The sequence below is a fragment of the Streptomyces sp. P9-A4 genome (genome assembly GCF_036634195.1).
Classification (GTDB): domain Bacteria; phylum Actinomycetota; class Actinomycetes; order Streptomycetales; family Streptomycetaceae; genus Streptomyces.
In genome coordinates, this window is sequence record NZ_JAZIFY010000001.1 from 3,323,850 (window position 1) to 3,341,905 (window position 18,056).

Sequence of the window (18,056 nt, forward strand, 5' to 3'; positions counted from 1 at the left end):
CAAGCCTGCGCCCCCGGCACCCCTCTCCCCGCCCTCCCAACGGCCAGTCCCACCTGTCCGAAAGACCGGCCGCGCCCTGCCCGTTCGCCCGTACGCTGGCCGCATGGACGCGCTCACCCTGACCGCCGCGTACGAGATCATCCGGCAGCCGCTCGGCTCGATCCTCCCCAAGGTCTCGGCCGCCCTCGCCCCCCTGATCCCGCACGTGGACGCGGCCGAACTCTCCACCCACTGCGCCCATTCCCCCTTCAAGGCGCTCGGCGGTACGACGCTGCTCACCTCCGCCGAACTCGCGCCGCTCCTCGCGGCCGGCGTGCCCGGAAGCCCCTGGCAGGGCCCGGCGACGATCGGCGGGCGGACCCGCGAGGTCGTCGCCGTCACCAGCCACGCGACCCGGCGCGGGGCGGTCCTCGTGCTCGTACGGGAGGACGGCGCCGCCCCGGCTGGCGCGGCCGAACTGGGTGTCGCACAGGCCCTGTGGGACCTGGTGTCCGGGCACTTCGACCGGTTCGCGACGGAGGCGATGCCGGGGGCGCTCGCCCGTTCCCGGGCGGCGGCCGACACCCGGGCCCGGGTGATCGCGGAGCTGACCGCCTCGCACACGGCGGCGCTCTCCGGGGTCCTCGGGGTGCTGCGCAGCCGGGCCCTCGACGACACGACGGCCCGGACCACCGCGACCGATCTGGCCGCCTCGGCGCTGATCGAGATGCGGGCGGAGCAGCGCCGGGACCGGGCGCTCGCGGAGGAGCCCGCCGAGGACGCCTTCGAGCGGCTGGCCGGAGAGCTGCGGCCGATGCTGCGGCACAGCCGGGTCCGGCTCGACCTGGGCGCCCCGGACTCGACGCGCTCGCTCGCGGCGGACGTGGCGCACAGCGCGCGGGCGATCGTCAGGTCACTTCTCCTCATCGTGCTCGAACAGGACTCGGTGCGCCGGATCCACGTCGGCTGGCAGCTCACCGAGCACGAACTGCGCGCCTCGGTACGGGACGACGGCGCGGGCGCCCTCGCCCCCTGCGACCTGGGCGCGGGCACGATCAGGGACCGGCTGGACGTGCTCGGCGGGCGGCTCGACATCGACGCGGTGGCCGGCTGGGGCACGACGATCACGGCCGTGATCCCGCTGGCGGCACCGGCCGCGCCGGTCGAGGCGGCGCACCCGCTGACCGGGCTCGGCGGGCGGGAGGTCGAGGTCCTGCGCCACCTGGCCCTCGGACACCGCAACCGGCGGATCGCGGAGGAGCTGCACATCAGCGAGTCGACGGTGAAGTTCCACGTGGCGAACATCCTGAACAAGCTGGGCGTCGACTCCCGGGGCGAGGCGGCGGCGTTGTTCCACGCGGCGGCGTAGGGCGGGAGCCGGTACGCACACGTACGCGGGCGCGTGGCCCCGGCCCCGCCCGGCCCCCAGCCCCGCCTCCGCCCCACTGTCAGTGCCGGGTGCCAGACTCGCACCCATGAGCGAGAGGTGGGCGCTGGCCGCCGAGGCGGAGGGGGACGGGGCACTGCTCGTCCCTCTCGGCCCCGACGGGCTGCCCGCCGGGGAGGTGCGGCGCGAGCCGGACCTCGTGGCGGCCGTACGGGCCAGGCCCGACGTGGCCCGCTGGGTGTGGCGGTCGACGGCCGAGGTGTACCCCCGGCTGCTCGCCGCCGGGGTGCGCGTCGAGCGCTGTTACGACATCGAGGACGCCGAGCAGCTGCTCCTGGGGCATGAGGGGCGGCTCGGCGAGCCCCGTTCGGCGGCGGCGGCCTGGGCGCGCCTGCGGGACGCTCCCGTACCGCCCGATCCGCCGCAGCGCGGTGCCGAGCCCGGGTCGCAGGACTCGCTGTTCGAGCCGCGCCCGACGGTGTCCGTACCGTTGGACGGGCTCCTCGCGGTCTACGCGGAGCAGCTGCGCCGGCACGACCGGGCGGAGCACCCGGGCCGGATGCGGCTCCTCACGGCGGCCGAGTCGGCGGGGATGCTGGTGGCGGCCGAGATGCACAGGGCCGGGCTGCCCTGGCGGGCGGACGTGCACCGGGACCTGCTGACGGAGCTGCTGGGCGAGCGGTACGCGGGCGGGGGCGAGCCGCGCCGCCTCGCCGAGCTCGCGGACCAGGTGTCGGCGGCCTTCGGGCGCCGGGTCCGGCCGGACCTTCCCGCGGACGTGGTGAAGGCCTTCGCGGGAGCGGGCGTACGGCTGAAGTCCACCCGGCGCTGGGAGCTGGAGGAGCTTGACCACCCGGCGGTGGAGCCGCTGATCGCGTACAAGAAGCTGTACCGGATCTGGACGGCGCACGGCTGGTCGTGGCTCCAGGACTGGGTGCGGGACGGCCGGTTCCGGCCCGAGTACCTGCCCGGGGGCACGGTCAGCGGGCGCTGGACGACCAACGGCGGCGGGGCCCTGCAGATCCCGAAGGTGATCCGGCGGGCGGTGGTCGCGGACCCCGGCTGGCGGCTGGTGGTGGCGGACGCCGACCAGATGGAGCCGCGGGTGCTCGCCGCGATCTCCCGCGATCCGGGGCTGATGGAGGTCGCGGGGCACCCGGACGACCTGTACACCCGGCTCTCCGACCGGGCCTTCTCCGGTGACCGCGACCACGCCAAGATCGCACTGCTGGGTGCGATCTACGGCCAGACCAGCGGCGACGGCCTCAAGAACCTGGCGGCGCTGCGGCGGCGCTTCCCGCGCGCGGTGGCCTATGTCGACGAGGCGGCGAAGGCGGGCGAGGAGGGCCGGCTCGTACGGACCTGGCTGGGCCGGACCAGCCCGCGGGCGGTGGGAGCGGGCGACGACGAGGAGGCGGGCCTGCCACAGGAGGGCGGCGAACCGGCTTCGGCGGAGGCCGAGTTCACCCCCGGGTACGCCTCGGGGAACGCACGGGCGCGCGGCCGGTTCACCCGTAACTTCGTGGTGCAGGGCAGCGCGGCCGACTGGGCGCTGCTGATGCTCGCGGCGCTGCGGCGCTCGCTCGCCGGGATGCGGGCCGAGCTGGTGTTCTTCCAGCACGACGAGGTGATCGTGCACTGCCCGGCGGAGGAGACGGAGGCGGTCGCTGCGGCGATCGGCGCGGCCGGGGACGAGGCGGGCCGGATCGCGTTCGGCGAGACGCCGGTGAGGTTCCCGTTCACGACGGCGACGGTCGAGAGGTACGCGGACGCGAAGTAGGCGGGGAGGAGCGGGGAGTCGGAGAGGGAGGCAGCCTCCCTACCCACTCCCCCCGCCCCACCTCTCTCCACCGCTTCTCAGCGGCGGCGAGGCCCGATCTGCATGGGCAGCTTCTGCCACTTCGGGCTCAGCGCGATCGACTTCAGCTGCTCCATGGTGAGCGCGGGCTCGGCACGCGTGGCGGCCTCGTGCTGCGCCGCGGAGTTGAAGGCGGAGACGATGACCCGGAAGCCGTCGGGGGTGATGGTGTCGATGTTCCACCAGACGACTCCGGCGCCGCCCTTCTCACCGGCCTGCTGGGTGGCCCGGACCATCCGGCCGTCGGGCAGCGTGACGACGTCCCCGCCGCTGAAGAGTTCCGCGATCAGCTCGCGGGAGCCGGGCTGGACGTCGACCCCGACGAGGCTCGCCCCCTTGCCGTCGTCCACGACGAGGTAGCCGTGGCTGCCCTCGCCGCCCTTGCTCTTCACCGTGAGGCCCTGGGGCAGGAGGGACCGCAGGGCGTTCCTGACGGCGGTGCCGGTGGGCTCGGGGGTCTGCGGCTCGTCGTCGCCGCCGCCCGGCTTCTGCGGGACAACGGGCAGCCGCGCGAGCAGCGGGCGCCAGTCGTCGGCCGTGACAAGGTTCTTGAGCTGGGCGGGGGTGAGCGGCGGGTTGGCGCGGCTGATCGGGGCGCCCTTCTCGGCGGCGGCGTTGTACTCGCTCGCGTCGATGAGGAAGCCGTCCTTGGTGAGCAGGACAGCGCGCCAGCTCTTTGTCTCCTCTCGCTTGTCGGGGTACTCGTACCCCTGGAAGATCATGAGCCGGGAGCCGTTCGGCAGGTTCTGGGTCGTGCAGTCGTCAAAGGGGACGGCGACCTTGTCGGGGCAGGTGACCCGCTCCTCGCCGCCCTCGCCGCTGCCGGAGGCGCGGAAGAGGCCGACGGTGACGGCGGCCTTGCCCTTCCCGTCGTCGAAGACGCCGACGACCGCCCGGCCCGTGCCGCCGAGGTTGTCGAAGGTCCACGCGCCCTGCGGGGTGTGGGCCTTGAGTACGGCGGCGATGTCCTTGACCGGGATCTCCGCGTCGGCACCCGGCTCCTTCGGGGAGTGGGCGGCGCCGTCGGCCTGGCTCGGCTGCGGGGGCGCCGCCACGGAGGCGGTCACCGGGGGCCCGGCGGGGCCGAACAGCGAGCCGCCGTAGACGCCGCCGACGCTGACGGCGGCGAGGGCGAGGACGCCGCCGGTCACGGCGAGGCGGCGGCGGACCAGGCGGCGCCGGCCGCGCCGGAGCCCGCCCTCGGCGAGCTCGCGCCGGCCGTCGGTGGCGAAGATGTCGCCGGTGCCGCGCAGGACGGCGCCGAGTTCCTCTTCGAATCCCTCGTGCTGGGGTCCTTCGTGCTGGGGCATGTCGAATTCACCGTCTCCGGTTGATGGATGGCGGAAGTCTGGAAGGAACGGGTGCGCGGGTCCGCAGGTCAGCGGGTGTGCGCAGGTCTGCGGGTGCGCGCGGGTCCGCAGGTCAGCGGGTGTGTGCGGGTCCGCAGGTCAGCGGGCCGCGCGGGCAGCGGGCCCTGGATCAGCGGGTCGCGAACTCGGTGATGCTGCCGCCGAGGCGTTCCCGCAGCTTCGCGAGCGCCCGTACGGACCGGGTGCGTACCGCGGCGGAGCTGACGTGCAGGGTGTGGGCGGTCTCCTCGATGCTGCGGTCCTCCCAGTAGCGCAGCACCACGACCGCACGGTCCTTGGGTGCGAGCCCGGCCAGCGCGTCGAGCAGCGCGATCCGGAGGGCCGGGTCCGCACCGCCGTCGGGGACGCGGTCGGGCAGTTCGCCCAGCGGACGCTCGGTCGCGGAGCGGCGCCGCTGATGGCTGAGGAAGGTGCGGACGAGGACGGTCTGGGCGTACGCGGCGGGGTTGTCGATCCGTGCGATGCGGCCCCAGAGGACGTACATCCGGCCGAGGGTCTCCTGAGCGAGGTCCTCGGCGAGATGGGTGTCACCGCTGGTCAGCAGGCATGCCGATCGGAACAGATGCCCAGAGCGGGCGGAGGCGAACTCCAGGAACTCGTCCGCGCGGGTCTTTCTCATGCCCCTCCATTCCCTCGGTCACGTGGTGTGGTCGCCGTACACCTCACTGACGCGATGGGGGGCGGGGAATGTTTCAAGATTCTTCAGCTGTCTCCACTGGATGCGTCCAAATAGGATCAAAACGGGTAATCCTGGAGTATGAACACTCTCAGCACAGCACAGACGCTGGCTGCGGGAGTCTGGCAGTCAGGCCTCGGGCAGGTCATCGGCGGCCTCGTGCTGGTCGCCGTACTGATCGCGGCGGTCTGGCTGGGCTTCCGGGTCCGCGACCGCGAATCCCGAACTCCCAAGCCCGACGAACAGCCGCACCGGCCGGAGACGGACCGGCTGCCCGGCGAGATGTCCGAGTACCGCAGGCCGGCCGAGATGCCACAGACGGACGGCGAGCACCGGCTCATGCCGTACCAGCTGAAGGAGTCGGCCACGGAGACGTCACCCGACCCGCCGAGCGAGGAGAAGCGCAAGTGGGGCGGGATCTCCAGCGGCGGCTTCGGCAGCGGAGGCACCGGGCACGGCGACTGACGGAGGTCACACCCCGTGAACGCGGACGAGGACGCCGCCTTCGAGAAGAACGGGCCGCGCCTGAGGGAGATCGCCCACCACCTGCTCGGCACAAGGGCGGAGGCGGACGAGACGGTGGCGGCTGCGGAAAGGACGTGGCGGGGGAGACGGCGGGACGCCGAGCGCCGCGCGAGCGGCGGCCCTGACGCCGACCCCGCCGTTCCCTCCGACCCCGACGATCCGACCGCGGCGGTGGCCCGCGCCTGCCTGGCGGAACTCCGCACCCGGGAGAAACACCGCACGCACCCGTGGGACCCATGGGATCCCCGGGACCCAGGCGATCCCGAGGAGCGAACGCTCCTCACCGCCCTGAACCGCCTCACCCCCACGGAACGGGTGGCGTACGTCCTGCACGACCTCTTCTCCGTCCCGTACGAGGAAGTCGCACCGGTCCTGGAACGCCCGCCGGCCGTCGCGCGGCAGCTGGCCTCCCGGGCGCGCTACCGGGTGCGGGAGGCGGAGGAGATGCCGCAGCGGGACCTGCCGCGCCAGCGGAAGGTCGTGGAGGCCTTCCTGACGGCGGCGCGCGACGGGGACACGACCGCCCTGCGGGCGCTCCTCGACCCGGAGGTGGTGCTGCGGACGGACGCGGCCGACGGCGGGATCACGGCCACGGGGGCGCACGGCCCGGGTCCGGTGGCCGAGGCGGTCGCCGCGCCGGCGAGCACGGCCCGCCCGGCCCTGGTGGACGGAGCGGCGGGCCTGCTCGCGGACCCGGGGCTCGTACTCGGCTTCACGGTCCTGGAGGGCAGGATCACGGCAATCGACCTGCTGTCGGACGAGGAGCACCTGAACCACCTGGGCGTCCGGCTCACTCCCCCGGAGGACACCCGGCGCGAGAGGTGACACGAGCAGGCGGAAGGAATACGACTTTCCCCAGCTCCGCTTCACCCCGAAAACAAGAAAAACCCCAGGTCACGGCGAGTGAGTCCTAGGGTAATTCCGAGCCGCCTTCGGGATTCGAACCCGAGACCTACGCATTACGAGGGCCTGCAAGATCATCCCGGCTGGTGTCAGGCGATGCCGCAGAATCCCGTTTCCGCTGATCAGAGGCTTGCGGCCGTGATCACCGTGACACCTGGTCCGCGCCCGTGCCACTCAGTCCGCTCACGCAGCGCTCACGCAAGCAGGGTGTCCGACGACCGCAAAACCGCAGGTTGCTGGCCTTCGAAAGGCGACCATCCGTACGGGTCCTTACTCCTGGCTCTGCGTGACTCGCCCCCGAGCCAGGGCCTCAAACCTCACGCCCCGGCTGGAGCCCAGGGGCCCAGGGCGCTTCCTTCCGATCACCGCGCTGGCCGATGAAGATGGCGGCGTGGTGGTGGTTTTGTCGTATCGGGTGGCTCCACCGCCGCTTCAAGCGGTTGCACGCGCGCGTGCGGTGAGGCAGGGCCCATCCAGCGAGATCTGGAAGGGCCCTGCCTGGCCTTGCTGGGATCGTCAACCCTTGCTGATCAGGAGCCCTGCCATCGCGGCGCTCAACGTGAGACAGGCTCCAAACGCCGTGCCAGCCTTCAGCAGTACAGCTGGAAGAGGGTTGCCGCCGAGGTGGTGCAGTACGCCCGTGATCCCTCCGCAGATCACGGCCGTTTCCACGGCTACCACCCCGCTCAATACCCAGATGACGACGTACTCGTATGACACCTGCAGCCCTCCTTCGTCGTTGTCCGGACCTACCTTCCACCCGGGATCCACACTTTTTGTTCACCACGCACAATGGTGCACAGTGGTGAACATGGGGATCGGGGGAGAGCGCGTGACGAGCGACCCGCTGGCTGAACTGGGCCAGCGCCTGACTGACTTGCGTGTGATGAGCGGCTGGAACGTCAATCAGCTCGTCGCCAGGTGCAATCCTCTGGGGCGGACAGTGATCAGCAACGCGCTGAACGCCCGCAAGGGCCGGAAAGTCCCATCTGCGGACACGGTCGTAAGGATCTGCCGGGCTCTCGGCGTGGACTCGACTCCGTTGCTTGAACTGCTCAGGCAAGCCAAGGAGGATCGGCGAACTCCGCCCCCCGGGCCGCGAGCAGAGGACCGGAGCCGGCAGTTCGCCCGCGAACCCAGCTCCGAGGTAGATGATGCCGCGGACACTTCAGGCCGGTTCGACCCGCTACGACGCGAGAATCTGGAACGGTCAGTGCAGTGGGCGCTAGAAAGTGCCCCGCCCGTCCGGCTTGCCTCGTTCCCTGCGGCGCCGGTCGAAGGTCTGTACGCCCTGTACTACGTGGGGTCCCACTCGCTCTATCGCCCGGTGTCCTCACCGGCTTGCGCGGTTCCGATCTATGTCGGCAAGTCCCTGCCGAGTGGGAAGTCTCGTAGCGGGATGGTCGTCCGGGGTTCCATGAATCGCCGGCTGCGCACCCATCTGAGATCGCTCGAGGCCGTACACGACCTTGATGCCCAGGACTTCCTGGTGCGGTATCTCCCAGTAGACGAAATCTGGACGACCGGCCCTGAGCGGCTCATGATCGGCGATCACCGCCCGGTCTGGAACGTCGTCGTCGAAGGCTTCGGGGTCCACACACAGGGGAGCATTCGGGCGGCAACGACGCCTCGGACGTTCTGGGATGAGCTACATCCGGGGAGACCGCAGGCCGAGCGCCAGAGGGACGCCAGGTTGAGCCGCGCCGAGCTGCAACGGGCGGTGCGGCAGCACTTCGCTCGCATGGCAGATGACTAGAGCGCATGGCTTCGACCGACGGACCAGGGCAGGGGCTGGGGCGCTCGAACTACAGCGTGCCCTTCTCCAACAGATCGCGGATCGCGTCGTCTCGCCTGCGAACAACGATCCGCCCATCCCCGTCGCTATACACAACGACAGCGGCGCCTGGAGACAGCCCCGCCTCCGCGAGTACCCCCAAGGGGATCTCGACGGTGCCTGCTTCGGAGATGGCGGCCTCGGCTGGTTCCCTGATCATTCCGCCAGTGTGTCACTGGAGCCTCCCGCGCTACGCCCGCCTGCGGGCGGCTCAAGAATGACCGTGTCAGATCGCTCCGGGCGGCTTCCCCGCCGCGCTCGTCGGAGGCGTCGCGTGCAGCTTCAGGTGATCGCGGACCGCTTCCCGGAGCGGCAAGGGCCCCGATGGCTGGGGGCGCATCCCGTCGGCCCACGCGACACCGGTGTGGACCTCATGCCACTTTGGACGCATTTGTTCGGCCTGGCGGGGCACTCCCTGGGGGTTCACGCCGAAGCCCTCGAGTATCACGTTCCAGACAGGCTGGAGGTCTTGGATCATCAAGCGCTCGGCCATCGGCGTGAAGAGGTCGTCGGCAGGGAGGTAACGGACGTAGAAATCTTCCAGTTCGAAATCAGCGGCCGCTTTGAGCTTCCGCCGGTGGGTCGAGAGCCGCTTCCACAGCGGCGTTCCTGCCCACGCTTCGGCGACCTCAACGCCCTTGCGGCCGCCCTCGGGGTCGGACTTGCCCACATAGATGGGCACCTCGAACGATCCGGAGATCGGCGCGTACAGCTCGTGGTCCCCCGCGTAGTAGATCGCGTAGATCCCGCAGCCGTTGAACGACTGGACCCTGTCCATCCGGATAGGTTCGCCGGACGTTAGCGCCCAGAGCACACTGCGCCCGAGGTTTTCCCGTCGAAGCGGGTCGTAGATGCTGTCGGCGCCAGCCTTTGGCGGCTCGTCCAGGGCACCATCGAGGGGAAGTTGGGCTGACACGGTGGCTTCTCCGCTTCTTGTTCGGAAACGTTGGCTACTGGATGTGACGCTGGTCCGCGCGGGCTGGGTCAGCCGCCTGCCGTTGGCGGATCGACTTCGATGTCCCCTGCTGGCTCAGCCTCGGGCACGGTGTTGACGCGTTGGCCAGCCCGGTAGTACCGCCACGCGCTCTTGTAGTCATTGGGACTGTCGTCGTACATGATCACGTAGCCCATGAGGGCGGCGACCTGCCACTTGGCCGGTATCTCCCCCGAGACCAGCTGGAACACCTCGTCGGCGGTCATTGCGGCCGATGGCACGTGAACGCTTCGAGCCTTGAAGTCCGCCGACTTTCCGTACCTGAAGTTGTACGGGAGGCCAGCCTTGATCGTCTCCAGGAGTTCGTGCAGCGTCGTCTCGCCGGGCGACAACCCTTCGATCGGCCGGTCGAGATCGATGGGGAACACGACATCGAAGTGGTTCCGCTTCAGGACGGTGCTGTCCCGCTGGCGGCCAGGATCCTTGTTGCCGAAGCCGTTGTTGTTCCAGGGGATGTCGCCCATGCCCTTGTGGTGGGTGATGAGTAGCTGTTCCGGGGCGAGTGCGGAGAAGTCCTCGGCTACGTACAGGCACGAGAAGGCCATCTCGTCCGGGGAGATGTTGCGGCGCCCCGAGATCTTGCCGAGGTGGTTGCGGAGGCGGGCCGGCAGGGACTTGTCGGCCTTACCGACGTAGACGAACTCGCCCTTCAAGTAAAGCTGGTAGACGCCGGGCTTCTCCTTGAGCCGCGCGATGTTCGGCTCCGTGAGTGGAGCCCTGTCGAGTCCATCGAGGGCGGCGGCCAGCTGGTCACCGAGCGCCTTGGTGATGCTCAAGGTGAAGTCCTTGTGGTACTGCGTCCCGTCGTCGGAGCCCACCACCGGCGCCATCCGTCCCACTCCCTTGGTCGACATGATCTCGGAAACCCTATCGGTGACCTACACACGTGGCCGAACCTTCGCTTCGGAATGGCTTGAAGATCTACAGCTCCGCGGTATGCTTTTGAAATGGCTGAACTGCAAGAAGGATCAAAGAAGGACCGCACGGGCGTCGAACTCTTCGCCGGCGCTGGCGGTCTGGCCATGGCCGTCCACCGCGCTGGATTCCGCCCCCTGCTCTTCAACGAGTTCGCCAAGCGGGCGTGCGAGACGCTGGAGGCCAACGGGGCTCAGCGACTGCCCGACGGCCAGAAGCCGACCCGAGCTCCCAAGCCTGACGAGAAGGTGCCCCTCGTCGCTGGCGATGTCCAAGAGCTCGACATGGACTACCTGGCGGGCCAGGTGGACGTGCTCGCCGGCGGCCCTCCCTGCCAGCCGTTCAGCCTCGGCGGCGTCGCCAAGGGCGACGAGGACAAGCGGAACATGTTCCCGCAGATGTTCAAGGCCGTCCGGCAGATCCAGCCCAAGGCCGTGATCTGTGAGAACGTGCGCGGCCTGCTCAGGCCCTCCTTCAGGGACTACTTCGACTACATCCAGCGCGAGCTGGAGCTTCCCTTCGAGGAACGAGCCAAAGGCACCGACTGGGAGAAGCACTACGAGTACCTGCTGGAGCGGCGTGAAAAGGAGCCCGACGACCCCAAGAAGCGGTACGACCTCGTCATGATGCCGGTGAACGCCGCCGACTACGGGGTACCTCAGATCCGCAACCGCGTGATCATCGTCGCGTTCCGTCGCGACTTGAATGTCGACCGCGAGCTGTTCAAGTCTCTCGTGAGGCCGACCCACTCCGCGACTGCCCTCATCCGCTCCATGGACGAGGGCGGGGAGTACTGGAAGCGCCATCCGAATGTCCCGGACCATGTGAAGAAGGACGTCATGGACCGCCTCCCGGAAACCATGCCCATGGACGATGGCCTGCTCCCCTGGCACACCCTGCGGGACGCGATCGCTGGCATCGGCGACAACAAGCCACTGCCCGAGGTACCGGACGAGTGGCTGGACCGCACCGAGCACTTCCTTGGCGGATTCACGGAACACATCGGCTGGCCCGGCGCCCGCATCTACGAAGGGCACACCCCCAACGAACTCGACCGCCCGGCGAAGACCGTCAAGGCCGGTGTACACGGCGTACCTGGCGGCGAGTCGGTCATGCTCCTCGACGAATTGGTGGCCGATAAGACCGCCCCTGGCGGCGTCCGGTACAAGCACAGGTACATGACGGTCCGCGAAACCGCCCGCGTCATGACCTTCCCCGACACCTGGGACCTCAGGGGCCCGCGAGGGGAGAAGATGCGCCAGCTCGGCAACGCCGTGCCCGTTGCCCTTGGCGAAGTCTTCGCCAAGGGCGTCGCCACCGTCCTGGACGAGGCGGAGGAGCGCCAGAAGTGACGGCGCCCACCAGTAGAGCGCAGAGCGGCTGGAAGCACGACCCTCCGCCGGACCGGGCATGGAAGGGGCGGCCCGGCAGGGCACGCTCCGCCATCGCCGCTGAGCAGGACCGGGCAGCCGGCGGTCGTCACAGACGATCTGTGGACCTCGGCGAGGGGCGCTTCGCCCGGGCCTCTGTGGAGCTGAAGGTACTTCCCGACACACGACGCATTCGCGCGTACCTGCGCTGGTCCGACGGCGGCAAGTCCCCGGCCCGCTACCTCGGACAGGTCGAGCACGAGACCCGGGCCGCGAACCTCGCCGAGGGTTGGAAGGTGGCCTGGGAAAAGGGGCTTCTCACCGAGGAACCGCCGGCTGAGGGCTCCTGGGCTTCCTCGCCATCCGTGCGTGCGGTGATGCGGGGCAACAGGAACAAGGACACCCGGCCAGAGCTGCGACTCCGCTCCTTGCTGCACAAGCAGGGCCTCCGCTACCGCGTAGCCGCACGGCCGCTGCCCGAACTGCGACGAACCGCCGACGTGTTGTTCTCCAAGCCGAAGGTCGCGGTCTTCGTCGACGGCTGCTACTGGCACGGATGCCCCGAGCATCTTCGGGAGTCACACAAGAACGCCGAGTTCTGGCGTAGCAAGATCGAGGGCAATCGCGCTCGCGATGCCGAGACCGACCGCCTGCTCGGTGAAGCGGGGTGGACCGTCGTCCGCGTCTGGGAGCACGAAGATCCTGTGGACGCCTGCGCTCGGATCGAGGGCATAGTGCGACAGGCGTCAAGGGACTCGACCGGTTAAAGCCAGCGTCCGGGAAGTTCGTTCGCGGCTACGTGCTTGACGCCACCATTGAGGCATGAGGCATGGCATGAACGATTCGATCGTTGAGTGGGCGGCACAGGTCGCGGAGGCAGAGCTCCAGAGCCCCCTTCCCCGGCGGTGGGCGCATACGCGAGGTGTGGCTAGTCGTGCGGCCGAGGTTGAGGCCGCTATGGGCAAGGACGCCGCCCTACTCGTCGCCGCCGCCACGCTGCACGATGTCGGGTACGCGCCGCGCTTGGCCGCTACGGGGTTCCACCCGCTGGACGGTGCCCGGTTTCTCCGTGACGAGCACGGGGCCGACGAGCGGCTGGTGCGGTTGGTCGCGAACCACTCGTTCGCGCTCCTAGAGGCCGAGGAGCGCGGACTGCGGGAGGAGCTCGCGAGCGAGTTCCCCTTGCTGGAGGAGCCGCTGCTGGTGGACGCGCTTGTGTACTGCGACATGACGACCACGCCCGACGGCGGCCGGACCACCGTTGAAGATCGTGTCGCGGAGATCCTGGGCCGCTACGGGGACGACAGCATCGTCGGACGGTTCATCCGTCGGGCGGCGCCAGAGATCTTCGGCGCCGTGGGTCGGGTGGAGGCCGTGCTGGCGGCTCAGCCCAGGTAGGGGTACGTGCCGGCGAGGTAGTTGCCGATCTGCTGGCGCATGCTGGCGTGGATGTCGTACCGGTCGAGGTCGGCCGGCTGGACGAAGCGGACGCCGTCGGCCTCGTCGTTAATCGTGGGTTCGCCGCCGACAGGGCGGCCGATGTAGGTGTTCTCGTACTGCTGCCGGATCTCGCCGTCGGTGTACGCCACGATGTGCCGGGGGTTCGTGTAGACGCCGAGGAAGCCGGTGATCTCGGCGACGATCCCCGTCTCCTCCAGGCATTCGCGCACCGCGCACTCGGCCGCCGTCTCGCCGATGTCCTGGGCCCCGCCCGGCAGTGCCCACTGACCGGTGTCACGGCGGCGCTGGAGCAGGATGGCGCCGCTGTCGTCGACGACCAGCAGGTTGCTGGCCGGGATGAGGGTGTTGGCCTTGGGGGCGTTGGGGTCGTTGTAGTACTCAGTCCTGCCCATGTGCGGCGGTCCCCTCGTGATCGGGCGTCCAGGGCCGTGCGCCGGCCCAGACGGCGTCGAAGCTCTGAGCGTAGTTGTCGAACCAGCCCATGGCGTCCACTCTCCGCAGGTGGAACAGGGGGTTGGCGCTCGCCGGCTGGCCCCAGACGTGCGGGTTGACCAGCAGATCGTCGTCGTACCGGAAGAGGGAGTTGTAGAGCGTGGTGTCGTGGAGCCGCACCTCGCATCCGGCCTCGGACAGCAGCGGGCGGTAATAGGTGAGGGAGGCGCGGATCTTGGCGGCGAGGGTGTCGCCGATGCCCTCCTCGCGGCCTCGGGTGGCGGCTGCGTTGCCGCTCGGGTCGCCGAAGCAGAGGCGTACGCGCACTCCGGTGGCCGCGCGCTCGGCGAGCATCTTGGCGACGTGCGGGTTGGTCTGGGCGAAGAAGGTGCCGGAGAAGATCAGGACATCGATCTGCCGCTGCGCGCCCTGGAGGAGGGCGAGCCATGTGTCTCGGGGGACGCTGGCCCGGTTCTGGTAGGTGCCGATGATCTCGCCGCTGCCCCAGCCGGTGCCAGGCCGACCGCCGCGCGACAGCGGTGCGGGCCAGAGGAAGGTCTCCTCGACACGCAGGTGCTGGGCCACGCTGAAGCGGTGCCGTGGGTGGGGCACGCGTCCGCCGAGCCACCGGCCGACGGTCTTGGGGTCCACTTCGCAGGCTTCGGCGAGCGATTCTGGAGATACACCGCGCTGGGCGAGTACGGAGTGAAGTCGCTCGTTCACGGACGCAATACAAGCCGAGTCGTGAGGGGAAGGGCAAGGACGTCGTGGGACGTTTCCACGGCGCCGGGCGACATCGAGCAGTGCTTACGCTGGCGGTATGCAGCTCAGCGTCCTGTGGGACATCGACCACACGCTCATCGACAACGCGGGGGTGAGCAAGGAGATTTACTCCGCCGCGTTCGCCGCGCTGGCCGGCTTCGCGCCGACCGAGCCCGCACGCACGGAGGGGCGTACGGACCGCCTGATCATGCGGGAGCTGTTCGTTCGGCACGATGTTCCCGAGCCGGAATGGGTCCGGATCCAGGACGCCCTGGCCCATGCCGGGCAGGAGCGGTTCGCGGAGCTGCGGGTGCGCGGTACAGCCCTGCCGGGTGCCTGCGACGCGCTCAAGTGCGTTGCGGAGAGGGAGGGGTGGGTGGCCTCGGTCCTCACGGGCAACATCGCGGCGAACGCCAAGGTCAAGCTCGCCGCCTTCGGCCTCGACTCTCTGCTCGACCTCTCCGTCGGTGCCTACGGGGCCGACGGGGTCCAGCGTCCCGATCTCGTGGCGGTGGCGCGAGAGCGAATCCGCCGCACCTATGGAGCGGAGCAGGACGTCACCGTCGTGCTCGTGGGGGACACGCCGCGGGACGTCGAAGCCGCGCTCTCTACGGGCTCTCACGTCGTCGCTGTCGCCTCGGGCATTCACAGTCAGGAGGAACTTGCCTCAGCCGGTGCGACGGTCGTGCTGCCTGACCTTTCGGACGCCGCAGGGCTGATGAGCCACTTTGAGGGCATCGCCGGGCGCTGAAACGTCCCAGGACGTCCTCGGACCGTCCGCCTACGCGGTGACGCCGTCCACACCCACACGGCCACGATCGGATCCTCCCCGCCAGTCAACTGACCCAGGAGGCCCGCGTGATCCGCGACGTCACCGGAATCCGCAGGATCGGGATGCTGTACTTGCAGTTGCTGTACCGCTGCAACTTCTCCTGCCTGCACTGCTTCCACGGCGAGCGCCTGAAGCAGGCCGACGCGTTCACCGCCGAGGAGGCGGTCGGACTCATCCGGCTCATGCGCGAGGAGTACGGCACCGAGGCCGTGACCCTCCTCGGCGGCGAGCCCTTCCTCTACAAGGAGCTCGCGCAGGTCGTCCGCTACACCCACCAAGAGCTGGGGATGCAGGTGGAAATCTGCACCAACGGCTACCGGATCGAGCGTCGCCTCACCGAGATCGCTCCCTACGTGGACCTGCTGCGGGTCTCGTTGGAGGGCGTCGCCGACACCAACGACGACATCCGCAGGCAGGGCAGCTACCACGCCGCGCTCAGCACGCTGAACCTCGCTCGGGACCTCGGCGTCATGACGGCCGCGACGATGACCGTGACCTCACGGAACATCGACGAGGTGCTGCCACTGGCGCGGGTCATGCAGAGGTTCGGAGCACGTCAGCTCAAGCTGCACTGCCTCCGCCCGGTCGGCAACGCCGCCCACCACCCCGAGCTCCTGGTCGACGACCCGACCGCGTACACCCGCCTCCGCGAGGACCTCCGGACCGCCGGGCTCTCCATCGAGGTCATCCTCGACGAAGACCTCGCCGAGGGCGGGGCTCCGGAGATCTGCGCACCCGTCGGCGGCCCTCGCGAGATCGAACGGATCGAGGCCGACCCGCGCGGCGCGCTCACCATGTCCTGCAAGGCCGTGGGCAAGGACTCGCACGCCTTCTGGTACGAGAAGACCGCCAACCACATCGTCCACCGGCCCTCCGCCACCGACGAGCTCACCCTCGCCGTCCCGGATGTGGTGTACGCCCGTGCCTGACCGACCGCTCTTCGAGGCGCTCGAAGGCTTACGGGGAAGCGGGAAATCCACCGTCGCGCCACTGCTCGCGGCTGCCAGGGGCGCCGTCCTGGTCCCCACCGTGCCGCTCTTCTACCAGCCGCTGCGGCGCCAGGTGGATCTGCGGGAGAGCGTCGAGGCCCGCCTGTGCTTCTACCTCTCGGCCCTGCTCACGGCCGCCGAGGAGATCCGAGAGCACCTCGCCGCCGGCACCCCGGTCGTCGTCGAGAGCTACTTCGCCCGTTGCCTCACGAACCACCACGCCTTCGGGGCCCGCCTCGGCATCGCCCTCCCGCCCGATCTGCCCCAGCCCGCGACGTACCACCTGCTGTGCACGGAGGACGAACGGCAGCGGCGCCTCGCCCAACGGATCAAGCCCATCTCCCGGTGGGATGCGATGAGCGAGGAAGCCGCAGACCGGATCTCGACCGCCTACGCCCAGTTCCCGATGCATCGGATCGACACCACGAGCCGTGCCCCGGAGCAGATCGTCCAGACGATCCTCACCACCTCTCAGGAAGGACATCACCGTGCAGACGCAGAGCCTGTGGGAGCACACCCTCACGTTCTTCCCCCAGTTCCTCGCCGCCCTGAAGGAGCGCACATCTCCTGACGCCACGGTCGCGGTCGTCGGCGCGAGCGACGGCAAGTTCGTGCTGCCCCTCGCCGCCGCCGGTTACCGTGTCATCGCCATCGAGCGCGACCCCTTCGCTCTCCACGGAGGCGAGGTCAGCCTTCCGGGTGACACCCAGGCCCAGGCCCCCGGCCTCATCGACCGCCTCAAGGCCGAGGAACTCCACGACCGGGTCCAGGTCATCGGCGAGGATTTCCTCGCGGCCGAGCTCCCCGAGGGTCACTGCGACGCAGTCTGGACGAGCTGTTCGTGGCACTACAGTGCCAACCACCGCAGCCCGCTCGGCGACTTCGTCCGCCGCATGCAGGCCCTCGTTCGCGAAGGGGGCTTGTTCGGCGCGGAGTTCATGATGCCCATCGAAGAGCGCCACCAGTTCATCGAGCATTACACCTCGCCAGAGAGACTCTCCCGCCACTTCACCCCCGCTTGGGACGTCCTGCTCACGGTGCGCACGAACCAGTTCATCGAGCGCCCGCACCTCGGCCAGCCCCACGACCACACGCACCGCATGGGTCTGCTCATCGCGGCCCACACCCCCAGGTAATCGCACCCAACGAGGAAGACGACCATGAAGCACGAGTACGAGGCCACGTTCCTCAACGTCGACGTCACCGCCCTCCAGGACAAGCTCACCGCCCTGGGCGCCACGCAAGCGTTCCCCCGTACCCTTCTCACCCGCAAGATCTTCGAGAACGACGCCCTCGACGGCGGCGCGTGGCTCCGGCTGCGGGACGAGGGGACGCGATCCACCCTCACCCTCAAGCAGGTCACCGACGCAACGACCATCGACGGCACCACGGAGATCGAGACCGAGGTCACCGATCTCCACGCCATGGCCGACATCCTCCGTCGCCTCGGCCTCACCGAGGTCCGCTACCAGGAGAACTACCGCGAGGAGTGGCGCCTGGGCGAGGTCGCCTTCGACTTCGACACCTGGCCGGACCTCCCCACGTTCGTCGAGATCGAAGGCCCGGACGAGGCATCCGTCCGCCAGGCCGCCGACCTGCTCGACCTCGACTACGCCGAAGCCCGCTTCGGCAGCGTCGACGAGATCTACAAGAGCGAGGCCGGCCGCGACATCCTCGCCGAGCCCACGCTCCTCTTCGCCGATTCCGACAAGCAGGAGGTTCCCTCCGAACCGGTCCGAGGCCGGTGACCTCAGGCGAGAAGAGATGCT

At 69.6% G+C, this 18,056-nt stretch carries 20 protein-coding genes; 13 read left to right on the forward strand and 7 right to left on the reverse strand.

Annotation, left to right across the window (positions count from 1 at the left end):
• The first annotated feature begins 103 nt into the window (after window positions 1-103).
• Window positions 104-1,348 carry a helix-turn-helix transcriptional regulator gene (locus V4Y03_RS14860; RefSeq protein WP_332435225.1) on the forward strand — a complete coding sequence of 415 codons (1,245 nt, stop codon included), beginning with the start codon at window positions 104-106 and terminating at the stop codon, window positions 1,346-1,348.
• A gap of 106 nt (window positions 1,349-1,454) precedes the next feature.
• Window positions 1,455-3,146 (forward strand): bifunctional 3'-5' exonuclease/DNA polymerase, encoded by a 1,692-nt coding sequence (locus V4Y03_RS14865; RefSeq protein ID WP_332435226.1) that lies wholly within the window; start codon window positions 1,455-1,457, stop codon window positions 3,144-3,146.
• Window positions 3,147-3,223: 77 nt separating this feature from the next.
• Here the strand turns inward: V4Y03_RS14865 and V4Y03_RS14870 are convergent, their stop codons facing one another.
• On the reverse strand, window positions 3,224-4,534 hold the full coding sequence (locus tag V4Y03_RS14870; RefSeq protein WP_332435227.1) for a hypothetical protein: 1,311 nt from the start codon (window positions 4,532-4,534) through the stop codon (window positions 3,224-3,226).
• 169 nt (window positions 4,535-4,703) lie between these two features.
• The gene (locus V4Y03_RS14875) at window positions 4,704-5,213 is read right to left on the reverse strand and encodes a SigE family RNA polymerase sigma factor (protein WP_317878995.1); all 510 of its coding nucleotides are present in this window, start codon (window positions 5,211-5,213) and stop codon (window positions 4,704-4,706) included.
• 138 nt (window positions 5,214-5,351) lie between these two features.
• On the opposite strand from V4Y03_RS14875, the gene V4Y03_RS14880 reads away from it, so the two are divergent.
• Together V4Y03_RS14880 and V4Y03_RS14885 are read left to right on the forward strand one after the other, a co-directional pair.
• Entirely contained in the window at window positions 5,352-5,735 is a 384-nt protein-coding gene (locus V4Y03_RS14880; protein ID WP_317878994.1) for a DUF6479 family protein, read from the forward strand.
• Between the two features lie 15 nt (window positions 5,736-5,750).
• On the forward strand, window positions 5,751-6,620 hold the full coding sequence (locus V4Y03_RS14885; protein ID WP_332435228.1) for a sigma factor-like helix-turn-helix DNA-binding protein: 870 nt from the start codon (window positions 5,751-5,753) through the stop codon (window positions 6,618-6,620).
• Window positions 6,621-7,214: 594 nt separating this feature from the next.
• Here V4Y03_RS14885 and V4Y03_RS14890 read toward each other — a convergent pair.
• Complete coding sequence (locus V4Y03_RS14890; RefSeq protein ID WP_332435229.1) at window positions 7,215-7,418, reverse strand: hypothetical protein; 204 nt, start codon at window positions 7,416-7,418, stop codon at window positions 7,215-7,217.
• A 112-nt stretch (window positions 7,419-7,530) separates the two neighbouring features.
• On the opposite strand from V4Y03_RS14890, the gene V4Y03_RS14895 reads away from it, so the two are divergent.
• Complete coding sequence (locus tag V4Y03_RS14895) at window positions 7,531-8,454, forward strand: Eco29kI family restriction endonuclease (protein WP_332435230.1); 924 nt, start codon at window positions 7,531-7,533, stop codon at window positions 8,452-8,454.
• A gap of 304 nt (window positions 8,455-8,758) precedes the next feature.
• On the opposite strand, the gene V4Y03_RS14900 is transcribed toward V4Y03_RS14895, so the two are convergent.
• Entirely contained in the window at window positions 8,759-9,448 is a 690-nt protein-coding gene (locus tag V4Y03_RS14900; protein WP_332435231.1) for an Eco29kI family restriction endonuclease, read from the reverse strand.
• 68 nt (window positions 9,449-9,516) lie between these two features.
• Window positions 9,517-10,380, reverse strand: a complete 864-nt coding sequence (locus tag V4Y03_RS14905; RefSeq protein WP_332435232.1) for a GIY-YIG nuclease family protein — start codon at window positions 10,378-10,380, stop codon at window positions 9,517-9,519.
• Between the two features lie 93 nt (window positions 10,381-10,473).
• Between V4Y03_RS14905 and V4Y03_RS14910 the strand changes: the two genes are divergently transcribed.
• The 3 genes from V4Y03_RS14910 (at window position 10,474) to V4Y03_RS14920 (ending at window position 13,209) form a co-directional block, all read left to right on the forward strand.
• Complete coding sequence (locus V4Y03_RS14910; RefSeq protein ID WP_332435233.1) at window positions 10,474-11,793, forward strand: DNA cytosine methyltransferase; 1,320 nt, start codon at window positions 10,474-10,476, stop codon at window positions 11,791-11,793.
• 140 nt (window positions 11,794-11,933) lie between these two features.
• Window positions 11,934-12,578 (forward strand): very short patch repair endonuclease, encoded by a 645-nt coding sequence (locus tag V4Y03_RS14915; protein WP_332435234.1) that lies wholly within the window; start codon window positions 11,934-11,936, stop codon window positions 12,576-12,578.
• Between the two features lie 67 nt (window positions 12,579-12,645).
• The gene (locus tag V4Y03_RS14920) at window positions 12,646-13,209 is read left to right on the forward strand and encodes an HD domain-containing protein (protein ID WP_332435235.1); all 564 of its coding nucleotides are present in this window, start codon (window positions 12,646-12,648) and stop codon (window positions 13,207-13,209) included.
• On the opposite strand, the gene V4Y03_RS14925 is transcribed toward V4Y03_RS14920, so the two are convergent.
• Together V4Y03_RS14925 and V4Y03_RS14930 are read right to left on the reverse strand one after the other, a co-directional pair.
• A complete protein-coding gene (locus V4Y03_RS14925) occupies window positions 13,197-13,664 on the reverse strand; it encodes an NUDIX hydrolase (protein ID WP_317874381.1) in 468 nt (155 codons plus the stop codon). The genes V4Y03_RS14920 and V4Y03_RS14925 overlap by 13 nt on opposite strands.
• Window positions 13,651-14,427 carry an XRE family transcriptional regulator gene (locus V4Y03_RS14930; protein WP_332435236.1) on the reverse strand — a complete coding sequence of 259 codons (777 nt, stop codon included), beginning with the start codon at window positions 14,425-14,427 and terminating at the stop codon, window positions 13,651-13,653. Before V4Y03_RS14930 ends, V4Y03_RS14925 begins: the two co-directional genes overlap by 14 nt.
• A gap of 97 nt (window positions 14,428-14,524) precedes the next feature.
• On the opposite strand from V4Y03_RS14930, the gene V4Y03_RS14935 reads away from it, so the two are divergent.
• The 5 genes from V4Y03_RS14935 (at window position 14,525) to V4Y03_RS14955 (ending at window position 18,035) form a co-directional block, all read left to right on the forward strand.
• Window positions 14,525-15,217, forward strand: a complete 693-nt coding sequence (locus tag V4Y03_RS14935; protein ID WP_332435237.1) for an HAD family hydrolase — start codon at window positions 14,525-14,527, stop codon at window positions 15,215-15,217.
• A gap of 107 nt (window positions 15,218-15,324) precedes the next feature.
• Window positions 15,325-16,227 (forward strand): radical SAM protein, encoded by a 903-nt coding sequence (locus V4Y03_RS14940; RefSeq protein WP_332435238.1) that lies wholly within the window; start codon window positions 15,325-15,327, stop codon window positions 16,225-16,227.
• Window positions 16,220-16,858, forward strand: a complete 639-nt coding sequence (locus V4Y03_RS14945) for an AAA family ATPase (RefSeq protein ID WP_317874385.1) — start codon at window positions 16,220-16,222, stop codon at window positions 16,856-16,858. The genes V4Y03_RS14940 and V4Y03_RS14945 overlap by 8 nt, the downstream gene beginning before the upstream one ends.
• Window positions 16,776-17,423, forward strand: coding sequence for a class I SAM-dependent methyltransferase (locus V4Y03_RS14950; RefSeq protein ID WP_332435239.1), 648 nt, complete (start codon window positions 16,776-16,778; stop codon window positions 17,421-17,423). Before V4Y03_RS14945 ends, V4Y03_RS14950 begins: the two co-directional genes overlap by 83 nt.
• Before the next feature lie 24 nt (window positions 17,424-17,447).
• Entirely contained in the window at window positions 17,448-18,035 is a 588-nt protein-coding gene (locus V4Y03_RS14955; RefSeq protein ID WP_332435240.1) for a class IV adenylate cyclase, read from the forward strand.
• Window positions 18,036-18,056 lie beyond the last annotated feature (21 nt).

Excerpts from the sequence above, each read along its gene's own strand:
- V4Y03_RS14865 (WP_332435226.1), top strand. The coding sequence starts at position 1,455 with ATGAGCGAGAGGTGGGCGCTGGCCGCCGAGGCGGAGGGGGACGGGGCA.
- V4Y03_RS14920 (WP_332435235.1), top strand. The coding sequence starts at position 12,646 with ATGAACGATTCGATCGTTGAGTGGGCGGCACAGGTCGCGGAGGCAGAG.
- V4Y03_RS14935 (WP_332435237.1), top strand. The coding sequence starts at position 14,525 with ATGCAGCTCAGCGTCCTGTGGGACATCGACCACACGCTCATCGACAAC.
- V4Y03_RS14875 (WP_317878995.1), bottom strand. The coding sequence starts at position 5,213 with ATGAGAAAGACCCGCGCGGACGAGTTCCTGGAGTTCGCCTCCGCCCGC.
- V4Y03_RS14910 (WP_332435233.1), top strand. The coding sequence starts at position 10,474 with ATGGCTGAACTGCAAGAAGGATCAAAGAAGGACCGCACGGGCGTCGAA.
- V4Y03_RS14870 (WP_332435227.1), bottom strand. The coding sequence starts at position 4,534 with ATGCCCCAGCACGAAGGACCCCAGCACGAGGGATTCGAAGAGGAACTC.
- V4Y03_RS14860 (WP_332435225.1), top strand. The coding sequence starts at position 104 with ATGGACGCGCTCACCCTGACCGCCGCGTACGAGATCATCCGGCAGCCG.
- V4Y03_RS14955 (WP_332435240.1), top strand. The coding sequence starts at position 17,448 with ATGAAGCACGAGTACGAGGCCACGTTCCTCAACGTCGACGTCACCGCC.
- V4Y03_RS14905 (WP_332435232.1), bottom strand. The coding sequence starts at position 10,380 with ATGTCGACCAAGGGAGTGGGACGGATGGCGCCGGTGGTGGGCTCCGAC.
- V4Y03_RS14925 (WP_317874381.1), bottom strand. The coding sequence starts at position 13,664 with ATGGGCAGGACTGAGTACTACAACGACCCCAACGCCCCCAAGGCCAAC.
- V4Y03_RS14880 (WP_317878994.1), top strand. The coding sequence starts at position 5,352 with ATGAACACTCTCAGCACAGCACAGACGCTGGCTGCGGGAGTCTGGCAG.